The 17,761-nt window shown below is 71.1% G+C and carries 19 protein-coding genes; 15 read left to right on the forward strand and 4 right to left on the reverse strand.

Annotated features, from left to right (window positions below; translation table 11 throughout):
* Positions 1-23: 23 nt before the first annotated feature.
* Genes ccmC through LHA26_RS14480 form a run of 7 tightly spaced genes read left to right on the forward strand, consistent with a single transcriptional unit; the run spans position 24 to position 4,859 of the window.
* Positions 24-737 (forward strand): heme ABC transporter permease CcmC, encoded by a 714-nt coding sequence (gene ccmC / locus LHA26_RS14455; protein ID WP_252166291.1) that lies wholly within the window; start codon positions 24-26, stop codon positions 735-737.
* Positions 734-862: a hypothetical protein gene (locus LHA26_RS20080; RefSeq protein ID WP_302898015.1), complete on the forward strand. Its 129-nt coding sequence runs from the start codon at positions 734-736 to the stop codon at positions 860-862. The genes ccmC and LHA26_RS20080 overlap by 4 nt, the downstream gene beginning before the upstream one ends.
* Entirely contained in the window at positions 859-1,290 is a 432-nt protein-coding gene (gene ccmE / locus LHA26_RS14460; RefSeq protein ID WP_252166292.1) for a cytochrome c maturation protein CcmE, read from the forward strand. The genes LHA26_RS20080 and ccmE overlap by 4 nt, the downstream gene beginning before the upstream one ends.
* The gene (locus LHA26_RS14465) at positions 1,287-3,221 is read left to right on the forward strand and encodes a heme lyase CcmF/NrfE family subunit (protein ID WP_252166293.1); all 1,935 of its coding nucleotides are present in this window, start codon (positions 1,287-1,289) and stop codon (positions 3,219-3,221) included. Before ccmE ends, LHA26_RS14465 begins: the two co-directional genes overlap by 4 nt.
* Entirely contained in the window at positions 3,212-3,748 is a 537-nt protein-coding gene (locus LHA26_RS14470; RefSeq protein WP_252166294.1) for a redoxin family protein, read from the forward strand. Before LHA26_RS14465 ends, LHA26_RS14470 begins: the two co-directional genes overlap by 10 nt.
* Positions 3,745-4,185, forward strand: coding sequence for a cytochrome c-type biogenesis protein (locus LHA26_RS14475; protein WP_437441220.1), 441 nt, complete (start codon positions 3,745-3,747; stop codon positions 4,183-4,185). Before LHA26_RS14470 ends, LHA26_RS14475 begins: the two co-directional genes overlap by 4 nt.
* Positions 4,185-4,859 (forward strand): tetratricopeptide repeat protein, encoded by a 675-nt coding sequence (locus tag LHA26_RS14480; protein ID WP_252166295.1) that lies wholly within the window; start codon positions 4,185-4,187, stop codon positions 4,857-4,859. The genes LHA26_RS14475 and LHA26_RS14480 overlap by 1 nt, the downstream gene beginning before the upstream one ends.
* Before the next feature lie 139 nt (positions 4,860-4,998).
* Here LHA26_RS14480 and LHA26_RS14485 read toward each other — a convergent pair whose 3' ends face one another.
* Positions 4,999-5,655, reverse strand: coding sequence for an SdpI family protein (locus LHA26_RS14485; RefSeq protein WP_252166296.1), 657 nt, complete (start codon positions 5,653-5,655; stop codon positions 4,999-5,001).
* A gap of 2 nt (positions 5,656-5,657) precedes the next feature.
* Entirely contained in the window at positions 5,658-5,930 is a 273-nt protein-coding gene (locus tag LHA26_RS14490) for a metalloregulator ArsR/SmtB family transcription factor (protein ID WP_252166297.1), read from the reverse strand.
* 409 nt (positions 5,931-6,339) lie between these two features.
* Between LHA26_RS14490 and LHA26_RS14495 the strand changes: the two genes are divergently transcribed.
* From LHA26_RS14495 to alaS, 4 genes are all read left to right on the forward strand, one after another.
* Positions 6,340-6,516 (forward strand): hypothetical protein, encoded by a 177-nt coding sequence (locus LHA26_RS14495; protein ID WP_252166298.1) that lies wholly within the window; start codon positions 6,340-6,342, stop codon positions 6,514-6,516.
* 9 nt (positions 6,517-6,525) lie between these two features.
* Entirely contained in the window at positions 6,526-7,032 is a 507-nt protein-coding gene (locus LHA26_RS14500; protein WP_252166299.1) for a TRM11 family methyltransferase, read from the forward strand.
* Positions 7,025-7,303, forward strand: a complete 279-nt coding sequence (locus tag LHA26_RS14505) for a hypothetical protein (RefSeq protein WP_252166300.1) — start codon at positions 7,025-7,027, stop codon at positions 7,301-7,303. The genes LHA26_RS14500 and LHA26_RS14505 overlap by 8 nt, the downstream gene beginning before the upstream one ends.
* A 94-nt stretch (positions 7,304-7,397) precedes the next feature.
* Positions 7,398-10,064 carry an alanine--tRNA ligase gene (gene alaS / locus LHA26_RS14510; protein WP_252166301.1) on the forward strand — a complete coding sequence of 889 codons (2,667 nt, stop codon included), beginning with the start codon at positions 7,398-7,400 and terminating at the stop codon, positions 10,062-10,064.
* A 676-nt stretch (positions 10,065-10,740) separates the two neighbouring features.
* Here the strand turns inward: alaS and LHA26_RS14515 are convergent.
* The gene (locus tag LHA26_RS14515) at positions 10,741-12,501 is read right to left on the reverse strand and encodes a cation:proton antiporter domain-containing protein (RefSeq protein ID WP_252166302.1); all 1,761 of its coding nucleotides are present in this window, start codon (positions 12,499-12,501) and stop codon (positions 10,741-10,743) included.
* A 118-nt stretch (positions 12,502-12,619) separates the two neighbouring features.
* Positions 12,620-13,840 (reverse strand): NADP-dependent isocitrate dehydrogenase, encoded by a 1,221-nt coding sequence (locus tag LHA26_RS14520; protein ID WP_252166303.1) that lies wholly within the window; start codon positions 13,838-13,840, stop codon positions 12,620-12,622.
* Positions 13,841-13,965: 125 nt separating this feature from the next.
* On the opposite strand from LHA26_RS14520, the gene LHA26_RS14525 reads away from it, so the two are divergent.
* The 4 genes from LHA26_RS14525 to tsf all read left to right on the forward strand — a co-directional run bounded on the left by LHA26_RS14525 (position 13,966) and on the right by tsf (position 17,707).
* On the forward strand, positions 13,966-14,700 hold the full coding sequence (locus LHA26_RS14525) for a phosphatidylserine decarboxylase (RefSeq protein ID WP_252166304.1): 735 nt from the start codon (positions 13,966-13,968) through the stop codon (positions 14,698-14,700).
* Between the two features lie 16 nt (positions 14,701-14,716).
* The gene (locus tag LHA26_RS14530; RefSeq protein WP_302898016.1) at positions 14,717-15,529 is read left to right on the forward strand and encodes a CDP-alcohol phosphatidyltransferase family protein; all 813 of its coding nucleotides are present in this window, start codon (positions 14,717-14,719) and stop codon (positions 15,527-15,529) included.
* Between the two features lie 396 nt (positions 15,530-15,925).
* Positions 15,926-16,678, forward strand: a complete 753-nt coding sequence (rpsB, locus tag LHA26_RS14535) for a 30S ribosomal protein S2 (protein WP_252166305.1) — start codon at positions 15,926-15,928, stop codon at positions 16,676-16,678.
* A 99-nt stretch (positions 16,679-16,777) separates the two neighbouring features.
* On the forward strand, positions 16,778-17,707 hold the full coding sequence (gene tsf, locus LHA26_RS14540; RefSeq protein ID WP_252166306.1) for a translation elongation factor Ts: 930 nt from the start codon (positions 16,778-16,780) through the stop codon (positions 17,705-17,707).
* Positions 17,708-17,761 lie beyond the last annotated feature (54 nt).

Consider the following 17,761-nt stretch of genomic DNA (forward strand, 5'->3'; position numbering starts at 1 on the left):
TCGCGTAAGAAGCGGCGGAGATCATGCATCTGCTCGCCAACCCCGCCCGTTTCCTGCGCATCGCGCGTCCGCTCACCGGCTGGCTCGGCTGGCTCGGCGCGGCGCTGGCGCTGGCGGGCATGGCCGGCGGTCTGTTCGTCACCCCGCCCGATTATCTCCAGGGCGAGACGGTGCGCATCCTCTATATCCATGTGCCGGCGGCATGGCTCGGCATGGCCGGGTGGAGCGGCATCGCCGCCGCCAGCCTGGCCGAACTGGTGTGGCGCCACCCGCTCGCCCGCGTCGCCGCGCGCGCGCTGGCCGTGCCCGGCGCGGTGTTCACCTTTCTCTGCCTCGCCACCGGATCGATCTGGGGCCGGCCGACCTGGGGCACCTGGTGGGAATGGGATGGCCGGCTCACCTCGATGCTGGTGCTGCTCTTCCTCTATATCGGCTATATCGCGCTCGCCCGCGCGCTGGACGAGGCGGGGGCCGATGGCCGCGCGGCGGCGCTGTTCGGGCTGATCGGCGCGGTCAACCTGCCGATCATCCATTTCTCGGTGCTTTGGTGGCGGACGCTGCATCAGGGCCAGAGCCTGGGGCTCAACGGATCCAGCATCGCGCCGGCGCTGCTCTGGCCGCTGCCGCTGACGGTGCTCGGCGCCTCGCTGCTGTTCGGCGCGCTGGTGCTGATGCGGATGCGCGCCGCGCTCGCCCGCGCCCGGGTCGAGGCGCGGCTGCGGCGGCTCGCGGCATGAATCCCTGGCCCTTCGTCGTCGCCGCCTATGCGCTGGTGATCGCCGGTACCGGCGCGCTGTCCCTCGCGAGCTTCGCCGCCATGCGCCGGGCCGAACGCGTCGCCGAGCGGCTGACGCGCCGGTGAAGGCCAAGAACCAGCGGCTGGCGCTGGCGCTGGCGGCGCTCGCGGCGCTCGGCGGGGCGACCTTGCTCGCCATGTCGGCGCTGCGCGACCAGGCCAGCTATTTCTACTCGCCGAGCGATGCGCTGCGCGACCATGTCGTCCCCGGCCGGGTGGTGCGGCTGGGCGGGGTGGTAAAGCCCGGCTCGCTCACCCACGCCGCCAACGGCGTCGAGATCGGCTTCCGCGTGACCGACGGCGCCGCCGAGGTGGCGGTGCGCTATGCCGGCATCGTGCCGGATCTGTTCCGCCCCGGCTCGGGCGTGATCGCCGAGGGCCGCTTCACCGCGCCGGGCCAGTTCCGCGCCGACACCATCCTCGCCAAGCATGACGAGCGCTACCGCCCGCCCGAGCCGGCGCGCGGCATGCACAAGAGCGACAGCCTGTCATGATCGCCGAGGCCGGGCTGATCGCCCTGTGGATCGCCGCCAGCTTCGCCGCGCTGCAGACCGTGCTGGGCTTTGCCGGGCTGCGCGCGCCGGCGCCGCCGCGGCTGCTCGGCGGGATCAGCCTCATCCAGGCGGTGGCGACGCTCGCGGCCTTCGCGGCGCTGCTGCTGCTGTTCGCGCGCACCGATCTGTCGGTGCGGCTGGTGGCGGCGGAGAGCGCGTCGACGCTGCCGCTCCTGTACCGGGTGGCGGGCGCCTGGGGCAATCACGAAGGATCGATGCTGCTCTGGGTGACGATCCTCGCCGTGTCCGGGGCGGCGGTGGCGCTGTTCGAGCGCCGCCTCGCGGCCGCCACGCTGGCCGCCACCATCGGTGCGCAGGGCCTGATCGCGCTCGGCTTTTTCGGCTTCCTGCTGTTCGCGTCCAATCCCTTCGCGCGGCTCGATCCGGCGGCCCCGGCGGGGCTGGGGTTCAACCCGCTGCTCCAGGACCCCGGCCTCGCCTTCCACCCGCCCACTCTCTATGTCGGCTATGTCGGGCTGTCGGTGGCCTTTTCCTTCGCGGTGGGGGCGCTGCTGGCGCGCGATGTCGGGCCCGCCTTCGCGCGCGCGATGCGGCCCTGGGTGCTGGGCGCCTGGACCTTCCTCACGCTCGGCATCACCGCCGGCAGCTATTGGGCCTATTATGAGCTGGGCTGGGGCGGCTGGTGGTTCTGGGATCCGACCGAGAACGCCTCGCTGATGCCGTGGCTGGCGGCGACCGCGCTGCTCCACTCGGTCACCGTGCTGGCGACGCGCGACGGGCTGCGCGCCTGGACGGTGATGCTCGCGGTGGTGGCCTTCTCGATGAGCATGGTCGGCACTTTCCTCGTCCGCTCGGGCATCCTCACCAGCGTCCACGCCTTCGCGCTCGATCCCCGGCGCGGCGGGGTGATCCTGCTGCTGCTCGCCTTCTATGTCGGCGGCGCGCTGGCGCTCTTCGCCACCCGCATCGCCACCGTGCAGGCGGGCGCGCAGTTCCGACCGGTGAGCCGCGAGGGCGCGCTGGTCGCCAATAATCTGCTTCTCTCGGCGCTGCTCGGCGTGGTGCTGATCGGCACGCTCTATCCGCTCGCGGCGGAAGCGCTGACGGGCGAGAAGCTGTCGGTCGGGCCGCCCTATTTCAACGCGACGGCGGGCCCGCTCGCGCTGCTGCTGGTGGCGACGATGGCGGCGGGGCCGCTGATGCGCTGGCGGCGCGAGGAGGCGCGCGCGCTGGCGCGGCGGCTCGTGGTTCCGGGGCTCGTGCTGGCGGCGGCGCTGCTCGCCTCCTTCTGGGCCGCGCCGGATCTGTCGATACTGCCGCGGCTGGGCCTGACGCTGGCCGCCGGCCTGGCGGTGGCGAGTGTCGCGCCTTTGGCCGGCCGCCGCCTGCGCCGCACCCCGCTGTTCACCTGGGGCATGGTGCTCGCCCATCTGGGCTGCGCGGTGAGCCTGGCGGGCATGGCGAGCGAGAGCGGCTTCTCCGCCGAGACGCTGGCCGCCGCACGCCCGGGCGAGACGCTGCATGTCGGCCCCTTCGCGGTCCGCTTCGACGCGGTCGATCCCGTCGCCGGGCCGAACTGGACGGCGGTGCGGGCGACGCTGGCGGCGACACGCGGCGGCGCCGGCGCGGCGCTGCGGCTCGCGCCCGAACAGCGCACCTTCGATACGCCGCCCCGCCAGACGAGCGAAAGCGCGATCGCGACGCTGTGGGACGGCCAGCTCTACACCGTCCTGGGCGAGCGCGTGCCCGATGGCCGCTGGCAGGTGCGTCTCTGGTGGAAGCCGTTCGTGACGCTGATCTGGGCCGGCGGCGCGCTGATCGCGCTGGGTGGCGTGCTGGCGCTGATCGGCCGCGCGCGCCCGCGCCGCCGGCCCGCGCCCGAGCGGGAGGGATTTGCGCCATGGCGTTGAAGACCGTGCGGCTGCTCCTGTGGCTGCCGCTGATCGCCTTTGTCGCGATCGTGGCGCTGGTGGCGGGCGGCCTGATCCACCCGCACGAAACGGTGGTGCGCTCGCGGCTGATCGGCCAACCGCTGCCCGGCTTCACGCTGCCCCGGGCGGAGGGCGGCGCGCCGCTCACCCCGGCGGCGCTGGCCGATGGGCGGCCGCATCTGCTCAATCTCTTCGCCAGCTGGTGCGTGCCCTGCGCGGCCGAGGCGCCGCAGCTCCGCCGGCTACGCGCGGCGGGCGTGCCGATCATCGGCGTCGCGATCCGCGATCGGCCGCAGGATCTCGCGGCCTTTCTGCGCGAGACCGGCAATCCCTATGCCATGGTGGCGCGCGACGACGCCGCCGCGCTGCAGGTGGCGCTCGGTTCCTCGGGCGTGCCCGAAAGCTTCGTGATCGATGGGCGCGGCGTGATCCGCTACCAGCATATCGGCGCGATCGGGCCCGATCAGATCGCGCTCATTCTCGAGCAGCTGCGGGCGGCGCGATGAGGCGGCGGCGAAGCCGGGGCGCCCTCGCGCTTGCGCTGGCGGCGGCCGCGGCGGCGCTCGCCCCGCGCGCGCCCGCGCGCGCCGATCCGGTGATGGCGCAGGATCCGCTCGCCTATACCCAGCTGCCCGATCCCGCGCAGGAGGCCAAGGCGCGCGCGCTGATGGCAAGCCTGCGCTGCGTCGTCTGCCAGGGCCAGTCGATCGCGGACAGCGATGCCGATCTTGCCGGCGACATGCGGGCGCTGGTCCGCCACCGCATCGCCGCCGGCGCCAGGCCCGCGGCGGTGCGCGCCTGGATGGTGGAGCGCTACGGCGCCTGGGTGAGCTATGACCCGCCGCTCTCCGCGCTCACCTGGCCGCTCTGGGCGGCGCCGCTGCTGCTGCTGATCGCGGGCGCCTGGCTGGCGCGCGGCGCCTTTCGGCGGACGCGGCGCTGATGGGCGGGTGGCTGGTCTTCCTCCTGCTCGGCGCGGCGGCGATGGCCGGGCTTTTCTGGGGCGCGCGGCTGCGCGGCGCGGCGCTGTTGCCGCCGCTCGCCGCCTTGTTCGTCGCGGCGGCGGGCTATGCCGTGGAGGGGCGCCCCGATCTGCCGGGCGCGCCGCACCAGGATCGCGCCTCGCGCGGGCTCGCCCCCGATACGCTGTTCATGGTGGAGCATCAGCGGCTGCTCAAAGTCTATGGCGAGCCGGCGCAATGGGCCGTGTTCGCCGATGGCCTGACCCGCGCCGGGGAAGATGGCGCGGCGGTTTCGGTGCTGGCGCGCGCGGTGGAGAAATATCCCGCCAACGCGGCGCTGCGCGTCGCCTATGCGCACAGCCTGCTGGTGCTCGCCGACGGCCATATGACGCCAGCGGTGCTGCTGGCCTTCGAGCGCGCGCGCGCCGTCGCCGGCAGCGACCCGAGCGCGGCCTATTTCGAGGGGCTGGCCTGGTTTGAATCGGGCGATCCGCTCGCGGCGGAGCAGAGCTGGCGGGCGCTTTCCGCCGCGCTGCCGCCGGCATCCCCCTGGCGGCTGGTGCTGGCCGAGCGGCTGCATGTCTTCGATCTGCTGCGCGCCGGGCGGCTCCCCGCCGCGCCGCCGGATGCGGCGGGCGGGGCGGGGCCGGGCTGAGCCGGATCGGGGCGCTGGTGTTCGGTCCCGACCTTAACGGCTAAGGGATCGACCGGGCTCGACCGGGTAGCGGCGCGAGCCAAACACGTTCAGCGCAACTTTGGCGCTGAGAACGCCGAGTCTGCCCCGCTTATGGTCACTATGCGTTCCGAATGCGCCGCCAGAAGAAGAAGGAATAGATCACGGGGTTGGCCGCGATCACAAGCAAGGTCGCGCGCACCAAAGCGGTTCGCGCGCCCGGGTCGATCGGCGCGAGCGCGAGCATGATCAAGGCCGCGCCACCCGCGATCATGATGCGCGCGGCATAGCGGTGCGTCGCGATCCAGTTGGCTTCATCGTGGAGCGTCCATGGCGTTCGGATGCCCACGAAAAAGCCGGGCCGCGACTTGGGCAGGGCGTTGCCGAGCAGGATCAGGAAGAGCCCGAGCGCGACGAGCAGCGTGCCGCCCGGCAGGGCGATGCCGAAAGCGCCCGCCGCCACCATCAGTTCGACCACGGCCATCATCGCCAGCAGGCCGCTCCAGGCGGTGCGATAGAGAGGCGCGCTCGCCTCCAGCCGGTGCTGCATCGGCTCGATGTACGGAATGGCCGCCATCGCGGCGGCGAGGAGCGCGGTCAGCACGACCGGGCCGAACAGCGCGAACACCGCGCCCGCGCTGCGGTCGGGCCGGCCATCCGCAGCCCAGTGCGTGGGAAGCCGGGCGCCCGGCGGCAGCCAGCTGAGCGCGGCGGCGGCGAGGCCGGCCAGGGCGAGCACGATGACGACCGAGGCGACGATATGAGCACGGTAGCGCATCTCTATTCCTCTTTCTCGCCGACCCCGAGCCGGCCCATGAAGCCCATGACCACTTCGTCCAGCACGGAGAGGTTGATCGTGTAGAGGATCGACGTCCCGCGCTGCTCCGCGCGGATCAGGCCCGCTTCGCGCAGCTTGGCGAAGTGATTGGACATGGTCGGCTTCGAGACGCTGAACGCATCGGCCAGCTCGCCGGCGGTCCTGGCGCCGCCTTTCAGCAGCTCGAGGATCCGGCGGCGCGTCGGGTGTGCGAGCGCATCGAAGACGCTGTCCATGGGGGCGCTATATTAGCTGACAGACTAATTAGCAAGGGCTCTAAGAAGCGATCGATGACGGGCTGCTGGCCTTGCAACCGCCGGACGAGGGGGCGAGGGCCGGGCGCCACGCCTGGCGATGCGCGCGACCGAGCGGCCGGTCCGTGTCGCCGCGCACCCTTTGGAGGGCAAGCCGGGGTCGCGGGCCTTTCGTCTCCTCGGCCTCCGCGCGCCATGGGGCGGCTATATGCGGGCTATATGCGAAAGCCGGGCTTCGCTCTCGAAAGCCTATGTCCGACGCCGTAGCTCGGGGCCGGGCGGCAGGCCCGAGCAAGCGAGGTCAAGCAAGATGGTGGCGTCGACGATATTGGAGCCGGACCCAGGGCCCGCGATTCTGTACGTAGGACAGGATGGGGCCGGGCATTGGCTGGTGCAGGACAGCCGCAAATTGCTCGAGGGATGTTTCATCTCCTTCGCGGCGGCGCTGCACTTCGCGCAGAGCGAGCGGCACCTCTATCATGCGGTCGTCGAGGTGTCCGTCGCGCCGCTGTCGCCGCGCATCGCCTATCGCCCCGTCGACGCGCATGTGCATGCGCGCGCCGCCTGAGCGCCCGGCATGACCAGGCTTTTGCGACACCGCGGCGGACCCGTCACGGTCGCCAGCACTTTTCCCACGGGGCCGATCCCGGGCCGCGCGCGCCCGGCGCACGACGAACGCTGGCCGGCGATCGCGCGCGCGCTTCAGGCGCTGCGCGCGACGGGACGGCGCGCCGTCCGCATCGTCGATGCGGAGTGCGGCGCGGGTGCGCTGCTGCTCGAGGCGCTGCACCATGCGCGGCTGCTCGGTTTCACCGCCATCGAGGGGCGCGGGATAGACGGATCGCCGGCGCTGATCGGCCGCGCGCGCGCCGCCGCGGCGCGGCGGCCCGATCCTGCGATCGGCGTGGTGTTCGAGATCGCGGACATGCGGACGGCGCTGGCGGAGGAGGCCGCGTTCCCGGCGGACATTCTGCTCTGGCACGACACCCGCGCGGCGGATCGCGCGGCGGCGCCCCTACTGCGTCGCGCCGCCGACCGGGTGATCGGCGCTGCCGGCGATGATCGGAGCGATCCGCATGCGTAGGCGGGACAGGGCATGGCGGGCCGCCGGCGCGGCGCTGCTGACCTTTTCCTGCGTCGCGGGGCGGATGGACGTGGGCGGCCCCGTGGCGGTGCTCGCCGCCTTCGCCGGGGCGGTGCTGGGCGTGATCCTGCTCGTCAACGGCCATCATGTGCAGACGGCGATGCGCGCCGAGCGGCGCGGCCATGCCCTGACCGCCGAGGTGATCCATGCCGCCCGGCTTCGCCGGCGCGCGCGGCCCGCGCCGCGGCCCGACGATGCCCGACAGCCGTAACGCGGGCCGCGTCCGCAACCCAGAAGCGAGATCGGCGAGGCGCGGACGGAAGGCCATGCTTGCCCGGCCCGGCGCGGTCGCCTAAATCCGGGGCATGACCTCGACCAACGACATCCGCCGCTCGTTCCTCGACTATTTCGGTGGCGCCGGCCATCAGCTGGTGCCGTCGGCACCGCTGGTGCCGCACAATGATCCGACGCTGATGTTCGTCAATGCCGGGATGGTGCCGTTCAAGAACGTCTTCACGGGGCTCGAGACGCGCCCCTACAAGATCGCCGCCTCCTCGCAGAAATGCGTACGCGCGGGCGGCAAGCACAATGATCTCGACAATGTGGGCTATACCGCGCGGCACCACACCTTCTTCGAGATGCTCGGCAATTTCTCCTTCGGGGATTATTTCAAGGAACAGGCGATCCACCATGCGTGGACGCTGGTGACGAAGCAATGGGGGCTCGATCCCGAGCGCCTCACCGTGACCGTCTATCACACCGACGACGAGGCCTATGCGCTGTGGCGCAAGATCGCGGGCCTGCCCGAGAGCCGGATCATCCGCATCCCGACCAGCGACAATTTCTGGGCGATGGGCGATACCGGTCCGTGCGGCCCCTGTTCCGAGATTTTCTGGGATCATGGCGATCATATCTTCGGCGGCCCGCCGGGCTCGGCGGATCAGGACGGAGACCGGTTCGTCGAGATCTGGAACCTCGTCTTCATGCAATATGAGCAGGTGGACGCGGCGACGCGGCTGGATCTGCCGCGTCCCTCGATCGACACCGGCATGGGGCTGGAGCGGATCGCCGCCGTACTCCAGGGCGTCCACGACAATTATGACACCGACACGTTCCGCGCGCTGATCGCCGCTTCGGGCGAGCTTACCCGCACCGCCACCGACGGCGCCAACACCGCCTCGCACCGGGTGATCGCGGATCATCTGCGCGCCGCCGGCTTCCTGGTGGCCGATGGCGTGCTGCCCGCCAATGAGGGGCGCGGCTATGTGCTGCGGCGGATCATGCGCCGCGCCATGCGCCACGCGCATCTGCTCGGCGCGGCCGAGCCGCTGATGCACCGGCTGGTGCCCGCGCTGGTGGCGGAGATGGGCGTGGCCTATCCCGAGCTGGTGCGCGCCCAGCCGCTGATCCAGGAGACGCTCAAGCTGGAGGAGACGCGCTTCCGCCAGACGCTCGACAAGGGGCTGCGGCTGCTCGACGAGGCGACCGCGTCGCTGGCGCCGGGCGCGACCCTGGCCGGGGCGGTCGCCTTCAAGCTCTACGACACCTATGGCTTCCCCTACGACCTGACCGAGGATGCGCTGCGCGCCCAGGGCATGAGCGTGGATCGCGCCGGCTTCGACGCGGCCATGGCCGAGCAGCGCCGGGCGGCGCGCGCGGCGTGGAAGGGCTCGGGCGAAAAGGCGTCCGACGAGCTGTGGTTCGATCTGGCCGAGGAGATTGGCGGCACCGAATTCACCGGCTACGCCGCCACCGAGAGCGATGCCGTGGTGGTCGCGCTGGTGCGCGACGGCGGCCGTGTCGAGACCGCGCAGACCGGCGACGAGGTGGTGCTGCTCACCAACCAGACGCCCTTCTATGCCGAGAGCGGCGGCCAGGTGGGCGATGTCGGCACGGTCAGCGGCGGCAACGGCTTCGCGGCCGATATCGGCGATACGCAGAAGCTGGTCGGCCGGTTGCACGCGATGCACGCCACCGTCACCGGCGGCGAGGTGCGCGTGGGCGACGCGGTGCGCCTGGTGGTGGATGGCGAACATCGCAACGCGGTGCGCGCCAACCACAGCGCCACCCATTTGCTGCACGCGGCGCTGCGCAACCATCTCGGCCCGCATGTCGCGCAGAAGGGAAGCATGGTCGCGGCGGACCGGCTGCGCTTCGATTTCTCGCACCAGAGCGCGCTCAGCCCGCTTGAGATCGCCGAGGTCGAGGCGGAGGTGAACCGCCATATCCGCGAGAACAATAGTGTCGGCACGCGGCTGATGACGCCCGACGCGGCGATCGAGGCCGGCGCCATGGCGCTGTTCGGCGAGAAATATGGCGAGGAGGTGCGCGTTCTCTCGATGGGCCGGCGCGGCGAGGCGAGCTATTCGGTCGAGCTGTGCGGCGGCACCCATGTCTCGGCGCTGGGCGACATCGCCTTGTTCAAGATCGTCTCGCAGAGCGCGGTCTCGGCCGGAGTGCGGCGCATCGAGGCGCTGACCGGCGAGGCGGCGCGGCTCTGGCTGGTGGAGCGCGAGGAGCGGCTGAAGGAGGCCGCGGCCGCGCTCAAGACCCAGCCCGAGGAGGTGCCCGGCCGTATCGTCAGCCTGATCGAGGAGCGGCGCCGGCTGGAGCGCGAGCTGGCCGAGGCCAGGAAGGCGCTGGCGCTGGGCGGCGGCGGCGCGGCGGCGGCGGCGCCGGTTGCGGTGGAGCAGGTCGGCGGCCATGGCTTTGTCGGCCAGGTGCTCGACGGGCTCGAGCCCAAGGCGCTGCGCGGGCTGGTGGACGAGGCGAAGAAGACGCTCGGCTCGGGCGTGGCGGTGCTGGTGGCGGTGCATGAGGGCCGCGCCTCGGTGGCGGTGGGCGTGACCGAGGATCTGCTCGGCACGCGCAACGCGGTCGAGCTGGTCCGCGCGGCGGTGGCGGCGCTCGGTGGCCAGGGCGGCGGCGGCCGGCCGGACATGGCGCAGGGCGGCGGCCCCGATGCGGCGGCGGCGCCGGCGGCGATCGCGGCGGTGCGCGCGGCGCTGGAGGGTGTCGCGCAGGCCGCCTGAGCGGGCGGGCGCGTGGTCGGGGGCGGACTGGACCCCGGCCTGCGCCGGGGTGACGGTTTTGGGGTGCGGGTCCGCTCGCTTTAGCCGTCGTCATCCCAGCGCAGGCTGGGATCCAGGCTTCGGCATCCTTGGCGGGAACGCGCGTGGCGGGCGGCGGACTGGACCCCGGCCTTCGCCGGGGTGACGGTTTTGGGGTGCGGGTCCGCTCGCTTTAGCCGTCGTCATCCCAGCGCAGGCTGGGATCCAGATTTCGGCATCCTTGGCGGGAACGCGCGTGGCGGGCGGCGGACTGGACCCCGGCCTTCGCCGGGGTGACGGTTTTGGGGTGCGGGTCCGCGCGTGTTGCAGTCCGTCATCCCAGCGGAGGCTGGGATCCAGATTTCGGCATCCTCGGCGGGCGGGCGCGTGGCTGGCGGCGGACTGGACCCCGGCCTGCGCCGGGGTGACGGTTTTAGGGTGCGGGTCCGCGCGTGTTGCAGTCCGTCATCCCAGCGGAGGCTGGGATCCAGATTTCGGCATTCTCGGCGGGCGGGCGCGTGGCTGGCGGCGGACTGGACCCCGGCCTCCGCCGGGGTGACGGTTTTCGAGAGGGGCCGCCTCGCGTGCTTCGCGCTCCGTCATCCCAGCGCAGGCTGGGATCCAGATTTCGGCGCGTGCGCGGCGTGGTCGAGCGTGGTCAGGCGTCGCGGAGGCGGCGGCCGCGTTCGCGGGGGGCTTCGGCGAGGCCGCCCATATCCTTGATCGAGGCGCGCTGTTCGGCGCGCTTGTCGTGGATCGAGGCGATCACCGGGCCGACGGGCACGCCGATCTCGGTGAGCACCGCCTCGGACAGCTGGAGCGAGCTTTCCAGCTGTTCGGGCACCGCATCGGTGGCGCCGGCGCGGTAGAGGGCGGCGGCGTGCGCGGCATCGCGCGCGCGCGCGATGATCGGCAGATCGGGATGATCGGCGCGGATGACGCGGGTGAGGCGGAGCTGGCCCACGGGATCGTCCATCGTCAGCACCACCGCCTCGGCGCGCTCGAGCGCGAGATGCGCGACCATGGCCGGGCGCGAGGCATCGCCGAACACCACGGGGAAGCCGTCGCGGCGGCCGCGCGAGACCGAATCGATATCGGCATCGACCGCGATGAAGGGGCGATCATGCGCGCGCAACATGGTCGCGACGGTGCGGCCGACGCGGCCAAAGCCGATCAGAACGACGCGCCGCTCGGGCCGGTCGATGCGGTCCGCCTCGCGCGCCTCGCGGCGTTCGACGCGCTTGGCGAGCGCATGGCCGAGCGCGGCGAGCAGCGGCGTGATGGTGAGGCCGATCGCGGTGACGCTCTGCCAGAAGGCCGCGACCGGGCCGCCGATCAGCCCCGCGCCCTCGGCGGCGGCGAGCACGATCAGCGTGGTTTCGGAGGGCGCCGCCATCATCGTCGCCACCTCGGCGGCGATGCCGCGGCGCAGCCCCGAGAGGCGGAGCAGCGCGCCGGTGATCAGCGTCTTGGCGATCACCACCCCGGCGATGGCCAGCGCCAGCTGCTGCCACGCGCCGGTGATCGCCGCCAGATCGAGCCGCATGCCGACGGTGATGAGGAACACGCCCAGCGCCAGCCCGCGAAACGGCGCGGTGATGATCTCGACCTCCGTGCGATATTCGGTCTCGGCGATGAGCAGGCCCGCGATCAGCGCGCCGACGATCGGCGAGAGGCCGGCGGTGGCGGTGGCGAGCGAGGCGAGGATCACGGTGAGCAGGCTGACCGAGAGGAACAGCTCCGGGCTCTTGGTGCGCGCCGCCTGGGCGAAGAGCGGGGGCAGCGCGACGCGCCCGGCCACCAGCAGCACCAGCACGGTGATGCCGCCCTTGAGCAGCGTCCAGGCCATGGCCTGCCAGCCGCCCTGGTCGGGGCCGAGCGCCGACAGGCCGAAGATGATCGGCACCAGCGCCAGATCCTCGAACAGCAGCATGGCGAAGGCGGCGCGGCCGACCGCGCTGGTGGTGCCCGCGAGCGGCAGGACCAGCGCGGTGGAGGAGAGCGCCAGCGCGAGCCCGAGGCCGACCGCGCCGGCCCGGTTCTGGCCGAGCAGCACCAGCGCGCCGGCGATCGCGGTGCCGGACAGGAGCAGCTCGGCGACGCCCAGGCCGAAGACCTGGCGGCGCATCTCCCACAGCCGGCGGAAGCTCAGTTCGAGCCCGATCGCGAAGAGCAGCAGCACGATGCCGAATTCGGCCACGGGCTCGACCCCGTGCGGATCGGAGATGGTGACATGGTAGAGCCAGGGCAGGCGCGGCTGGAGCGCGCCCAGCCCGTGCGGACCGACCAGCACGCCCACCAGGATGAAGCCGATGACCGGGCTGACGCGCAGCCGCGCGAAGGCCGGGATGACGATTCCCGCCGCGCCGAGGATGACCAGCGCATCGGACAGGACGGTGGACGAATCGAAAGAGGCCATGACGGGGACTGTGCCCGTTCGGGGCAGGCGGCGCCACCGGCGCGCCCGGCGACGCCGCGCCAGGGGGGCGGCGTCGCGCGAGGCGGGCGGGCGCGCCAAGGCGCCCGCCCGGCGGGGCTCAGGCCCAGTGCGCCATCGCGGCTTCGAGATTGGTGACGATCGCGTCGAAGAATTGCTCGGTCGTCATCCAATTCTGGTCGGGGCCGACGAGGATGGCGAGATCCTTGGTCATCTGGCCGCCCTGCACGGTATCGATGCAGACCTTCTCGAGCGTTTCGGCGAAGCGCACGACATCGGGCGTATCGTCGAACTTGCCGCGGAACTTGAGGCCGCCGGTCCAGGCGAAGATCGAGGCGATCGGATTGGTCGAGGTCTGCTTGCCCTGCTGGTGCATGCGATAATGGCGGGTGACGGTGCCGTGCGCCGCCTCGGCCTCGATCGTCTTGCCGTCGGGCGTCATCAGCACCGAAGTCATCAGGCCGAGCGAGCCGAAGCCCTGGGCGACCTGATCCGACTGCACGTCGCCATCGTAATTCTTGCAGGCCCAGACGAACTTGCCCGACCATTTCAGCGCGGAGGCGACCATGTCGTCGATCAGGCGATGCTCGTAGACGATGTGCGCCTCGGCGAACTTCTCCTTGAACTCGGCCTCGAACACCTCGGCGAACAGATCCTTGAAGCGGCCGTCATAGGCCTTGAGGATGGTGTTCTTGGTGGAGAGGTAGAGCGGCCATTTGCGATCCAGCGCATAGTTCATGCTGGCGCGCGCGAAATCGCGGATGGAATCGTCGAGATTGTACATGCCCATGGCCACGCCCGACGAGGGGAAGTTGAACACCTCCTCCTCGATCTGCTGGCCATCGGTGCCGGTCCACACCATCTTGAGCGTGCCGGGGCCGGGCACGCGGAAATCGGTGGCGCGATACTGATCGCCAAAGGCGTGGCGGCCGACGACGATGGGATCGGTCCAGCCCGGCACCAGCCGCGGCACGTTGCGCATCACGATCGGCTCGCGGAAGACGACGCCGCCCAGGATGTTGCGGATCGTGCCATTGGGCGACTTCCACATCTTCTTGAGGCCGAACTCCTCCACCCGCGCCTCGTCGGGCGTGATGGTGGCGCACTTCACGCCGACGCCGTGCCTGCGGATGGCGTTGGCGCTGTCGATGGTGATCTGGTCGTTGGTCTCGTCGCGTTTCTGGACGGAGAGATCATAATATTCGAGATCGATATCGAGATAGGGCTTGATCAGCCGCTCGCGGATCCACTCCCAGATGATCCGCGTCATCTCGTCGCCGTCGATTTCGACGACGGGCGTCTTCACCTTGATCTTGGCCATTGGGAGGCTCCGCTGTTTGGCGCGCGCGGAATGGCGCGCAGGGCTGATGATTGGCAGTGCGCCTAGACCGAGCGGCGGCGACGATCAACCGTGACAGGCCCGGCGCGACCGCCTATTCACGGCCCATGACTTCTCTCGACAAACCCGAGCTCGGCACGAGCACGGTGCGCTGGCGCTTTCCCGCCGTGCATCCCGAAGGCTATAAGTTCGCGGCGATCAGCGCCGGCCTGACCCTGCTCCTCTTCTGGCTGCTGCCCGATCTGTTCGGCTGGCTGGGGGTGGGCGTCACCCTTTGGGTGCTGGCCTTTTTCCGCGATCCGGTGCGCACCACGCCGCTGCGCGCGGGCGCGATCGTGGCGCCGGCGGACGGGCTGGTGACGATGATCGCCACCATGCCGCCGCCGCGCGAGCTGATCGGCGAGGGCGCGCTTTCGGCCGAGCCGGTGGTGCGCGTGTCGATCTTCATGTCGGTGTTCGACGTGCACATCAACCGCACCCCGATCGGCGGCACGATCGCCCGGGTCGTCTATATCTCGGGCAAGTTCCTCAACGCCGATCTCGACAAGGCGAGCGAGGAGAATGAGCGGCAGCATATTCTGGTGGAAGGGCGCGACGGGCTGCGGATCGGCTTCACCCAGATCGCCGGACTGGTGGCGCGCCGCATCGTGCCCTTCGTCAAACCGGGCGACATCGTCGCCGGCGGCCAGCGCATCGGCCTGATCCGCTTCGGCAGCCGCGTGGATGTCTATCTGCCGGCGGGCACCAGCCCGCAGGTGCTGCTCGGCCAGCGCACGCTGGCGGGCGAGACGATCCTCGCGATCGCCGGCCGCGACGAGCGGATCGAGGGCGTCGCGCAATGACAGGCGGGCGCTGAGCGTGGCGCAGTTCCGATCGCGGCTGCGGCCGCCTCCGGCGGCGCGGCGCGGCATTCCGCTGCGGGCGGTGGCGCCCAATGCGGTGACGCTGATGGCGCTGTGCGCCGGGCTTTCGGCGGTGCGCTTCGCGATCGGCGACAAATGGGAGTTGGCGGTCGGCGCGATCATCGCGGCGGGCGTGCTGGACGGGCTGGACGGGCGCGTCGCACGGCTGCTGCATGGCGAGAGCCGGTTCGGCGCGGAGCTGGATTCGCTCTCCGACGTGATCGCCTTCGGCGTCTCGCCGGCGGTGATGATCTACCTCTGGTCGCTGCAATATCTGCCGCAATTCGGCTGGACGATCGCGCTCAGCCATGCCGCCTGCTGCGCGCTGCGCCTGGCGCGCTTCAACGCCCAGATCGATGCCGCCGAACAGCCCCGCAAAAAGGCCGGCTTCTTCACCGGCATTCCCGCGCCGGCCGGCGCGGGCACGGCGATGGCGCCGATCTTCCTATGGCTGGCGACGGGCGAGGATCTGTTCCGCTCGCCCTATCTGGTAGCGCCCTGGACGGCGATGACCGCGCTGCTGATGGTGTCCAACCTGCCCACCTTCAGCTGGGCCTCGCTGCGGCTGCGGCGGGGGATGCGCTTCGGCGCGCTGGTGGGGTGCGCCCTGTTTTTCGCGGCGCTGATCAACCTGCCCTGGCCCACTTTATCGGCGGTGGCGATCGCCTATCTCGCGTCCATTCCCTTTGCGTGGCGCAGCTATGCGCGCGTCAGGCAGCGCGTCGCGCGGCTGGGGAGCGAAACGCCGCCGCCGGCCGCACCGCTTTGACGCGCACGCGGCGCGCGGCCGGGGTGACGCGGACGGCCATGGGGGCAAGGCCGAGCGCGGCGGAGATGGCCGCGCGGTTATCCGCCAGCATCGCCCAAATCACGGCTCCGGCGAAGAGCCCGGAGAACAGGAAGGCGAGAGTGGCAAGACTGTGAATCATGATCGCAATCCTCTGCTGGCGCTGAACAACCGCCAGAATGGACCGGGTTAACGGCCCGGCGACTGTTCGCGTTCCATGTTCACCATATGTTCCGGCCCGTCAAGCCTTGATCTTGGCGGAGGCCTGCGCTAAGGGCCGCCGCTCAATCCACATGCGGGGCGACATAGCCCGGTGCCAGGGGCCGCACGGCCCCCGGTTCCTGCCCCGCAGCGGCTCAACCGGAAGGAGATATCCCCATGGCGGTTCCCACCGTCTCGATGCAGCAGCTTCTCGACGCCGGCGCGCATTTCGGCCACCAGACCCACCGCTGGAACCCGAAGATGAAGCCCTACATCTTCGGCGATCGCAACGGCGTCCACATCATCGACCTGTCGCAGACCGTGCCGCTCTTCGCGCGCGCGCTCGATTTCATCTCGGCCACGGTCGGCGCCGGCGGCAAGGTGCTGTTCGTGGGCACCAAGCGCCAGGCACAGGAGCCGATCGCCGACGCGGCGCGCGCCTCGGGCCAGCATTTCGTCAACCACCGCTGGCTGGGCGGCATGCTCACCAACTGGAAGACCATCTCCGGCTCGATCAAGCGCTTCAAGGCGCTGGAAGAGCAGCTCTCGGGCGACACCCAGGGCCTGACCAAGAAGGAGGTGCTGCAGCTCACCCGCGAGCGCGACAAGTTCGAGCTCAGCCTGGGCGGCATCCGCGACATGGGCGGTATTCCGGACGTGATGTTCGTGATCGACGCCAACAAGGAAGAGCTGGCGATCAAGGAAGCCAACACGCTGGGCATCCCGGTGGTGGCGATCCTCGATTCGAACGTCAGCCCCGAGGGCATCGCCTTCCCGATCCCGGGCAATGACGATGCGAGCCGCGCGATCCGCCTCTATTGCGAGCTGGTGGCCGAGGCCGCCACGCGGGGCGGGCAGGGCGCGCGCGCCCAGGCCGGCTTCGATCTCGGCGCGATGGACGAGCCGCCCGCCGAAGCGGCTTTCGCCTGACCGTAAATTGTAACGAACCCCCGCCTAGGCGGGGGCCCAATCCCTGTGGTTGGAACCGGGCGCCCGCGCGGGCGGGCGCCGCTTAGAAAGGATTCGGAGATGGCGGAGATCACCGCTGCGATCGTGAAGGACCTGCGCGAGCGTTCGGGCGCGGGCATGATGGACTGCAAGAAGGCGCTCGCCGAGACCAATGGCGACATGGAGGCCGCGGTCGATTGGCTGCGTTCCAAGGGCCTCGCCGCCGCCGCCAAGAAGTCCAGCCGCACCGCCGCCGAGGGGCTGGTGGGCGTGGCCGTGTCCGGCACCAAGGGTGCGGCCGTGGAAGTCAATTCCGAGACCGACTTCGTCGCCAAGAACGACCAGTTCCAGGCCTTTGTGAAGAACGTCGCCGAGATCGCGCTGACCGTGGGCGGCGATGATGTCGAGGCGCTGAAGCAGGCCCAGTATCCGGGCGGCGGCACGGTCGGCGATGCGCTGACCGCCAATATCGCCACCATCGGCGAGAACCAGTCGCTGCGCCGCGTGCGCGTGCTGACCGTGGGCAAGGGCGCGGTCGTGCCCTATGTCCACAACCAGCAGGTGCCGGGCATGGGCAAGATCGGCGTGCTCGTCGCGCTCGAGTCCGATGCCGATGCGGCGGTGCTCGAGCCGCTCGGCAAGCAGCTGGCGATGCACATCGCGGCCGCCTTCCCGCAGGCGCTCGACGCCAGCGGCCTCGACGCCGAGACGATCGAGCGCGAGCGCGCGATCGCCCGCGAAAAGGCCGCCGAGAGCGGCAAGCCCGCCGAGATCATCGAGAAGATGGTCGAGGGCGCGGTCGCCAAGTTCAAGAAGGAGAGCGCGCTGCTCAGCCAGCTCTTCGTGATGGACAACAAGACCCCGGTCGCCGACGTGGTCGCCAAGGCCGGCAAGGATGCCGGCACGACGATCGTGCTGAAGGACTATGTGCGCTTCCAGCTCGGCGAGGGCATCGAGAAGCAGCAGAGCGACTTCGCCGCCGAGGTCGCGGCGGCCGCCGGCACGCGCTGAGCGGATCCGTCGCCTTTCGCGACGTACTGACCGAAGGCCCCCGTCGCCCGCTTG

Source organism: Sphingomonas morindae (assembly GCF_023822065.1).
GTDB lineage: Bacteria > Pseudomonadota > Alphaproteobacteria > Sphingomonadales > Sphingomonadaceae > Solisphingomonas > Solisphingomonas morindae.

Excerpts from the sequence above, each read along its gene's own strand:
- ccmC (WP_252166291.1), top strand. The coding sequence starts at position 24 with ATGCATCTGCTCGCCAACCCCGCCCGTTTCCTGCGCATCGCGCGTCCG.
- LHA26_RS20080 (WP_302898015.1), top strand. The coding sequence starts at position 734 with ATGAATCCCTGGCCCTTCGTCGTCGCCGCCTATGCGCTGGTGATCGCC.
- LHA26_RS14465 (WP_252166293.1), top strand. The coding sequence starts at position 1,287 with ATGATCGCCGAGGCCGGGCTGATCGCCCTGTGGATCGCCGCCAGCTTC.
- LHA26_RS14470 (WP_252166294.1), top strand. The coding sequence starts at position 3,212 with ATGGCGTTGAAGACCGTGCGGCTGCTCCTGTGGCTGCCGCTGATCGCC.
- LHA26_RS14475 (WP_437441220.1), top strand. The coding sequence starts at position 3,745 with ATGAGGCGGCGGCGAAGCCGGGGCGCCCTCGCGCTTGCGCTGGCGGCG.
- LHA26_RS14480 (WP_252166295.1), top strand. The coding sequence starts at position 4,185 with ATGGGCGGGTGGCTGGTCTTCCTCCTGCTCGGCGCGGCGGCGATGGCC.
- LHA26_RS14485 (WP_252166296.1), bottom strand. The coding sequence starts at position 5,655 with ATGCGCTACCGTGCTCATATCGTCGCCTCGGTCGTCATCGTGCTCGCC.
- LHA26_RS14490 (WP_252166297.1), bottom strand. The coding sequence starts at position 5,930 with ATGGACAGCGTCTTCGATGCGCTCGCACACCCGACGCGCCGCCGGATC.
- LHA26_RS14500 (WP_252166299.1), top strand. The coding sequence starts at position 6,526 with ATGACCAGGCTTTTGCGACACCGCGGCGGACCCGTCACGGTCGCCAGC.
- LHA26_RS14505 (WP_252166300.1), top strand. The coding sequence starts at position 7,025 with ATGCGTAGGCGGGACAGGGCATGGCGGGCCGCCGGCGCGGCGCTGCTG.
- alaS (WP_252166301.1), top strand. The coding sequence starts at position 7,398 with ATGACCTCGACCAACGACATCCGCCGCTCGTTCCTCGACTATTTCGGT.
- LHA26_RS14515 (WP_252166302.1), bottom strand. The coding sequence starts at position 12,501 with ATGGCCTCTTTCGATTCGTCCACCGTCCTGTCCGATGCGCTGGTCATC.
- LHA26_RS14520 (WP_252166303.1), bottom strand. The coding sequence starts at position 13,840 with ATGGCCAAGATCAAGGTGAAGACGCCCGTCGTCGAAATCGACGGCGAC.
- LHA26_RS14525 (WP_252166304.1), top strand. The coding sequence starts at position 13,966 with ATGACTTCTCTCGACAAACCCGAGCTCGGCACGAGCACGGTGCGCTGG.
- rpsB (WP_252166305.1), top strand. The coding sequence starts at position 15,926 with ATGGCGGTTCCCACCGTCTCGATGCAGCAGCTTCTCGACGCCGGCGCG.
- tsf (WP_252166306.1), top strand. The coding sequence starts at position 16,778 with ATGGCGGAGATCACCGCTGCGATCGTGAAGGACCTGCGCGAGCGTTCG.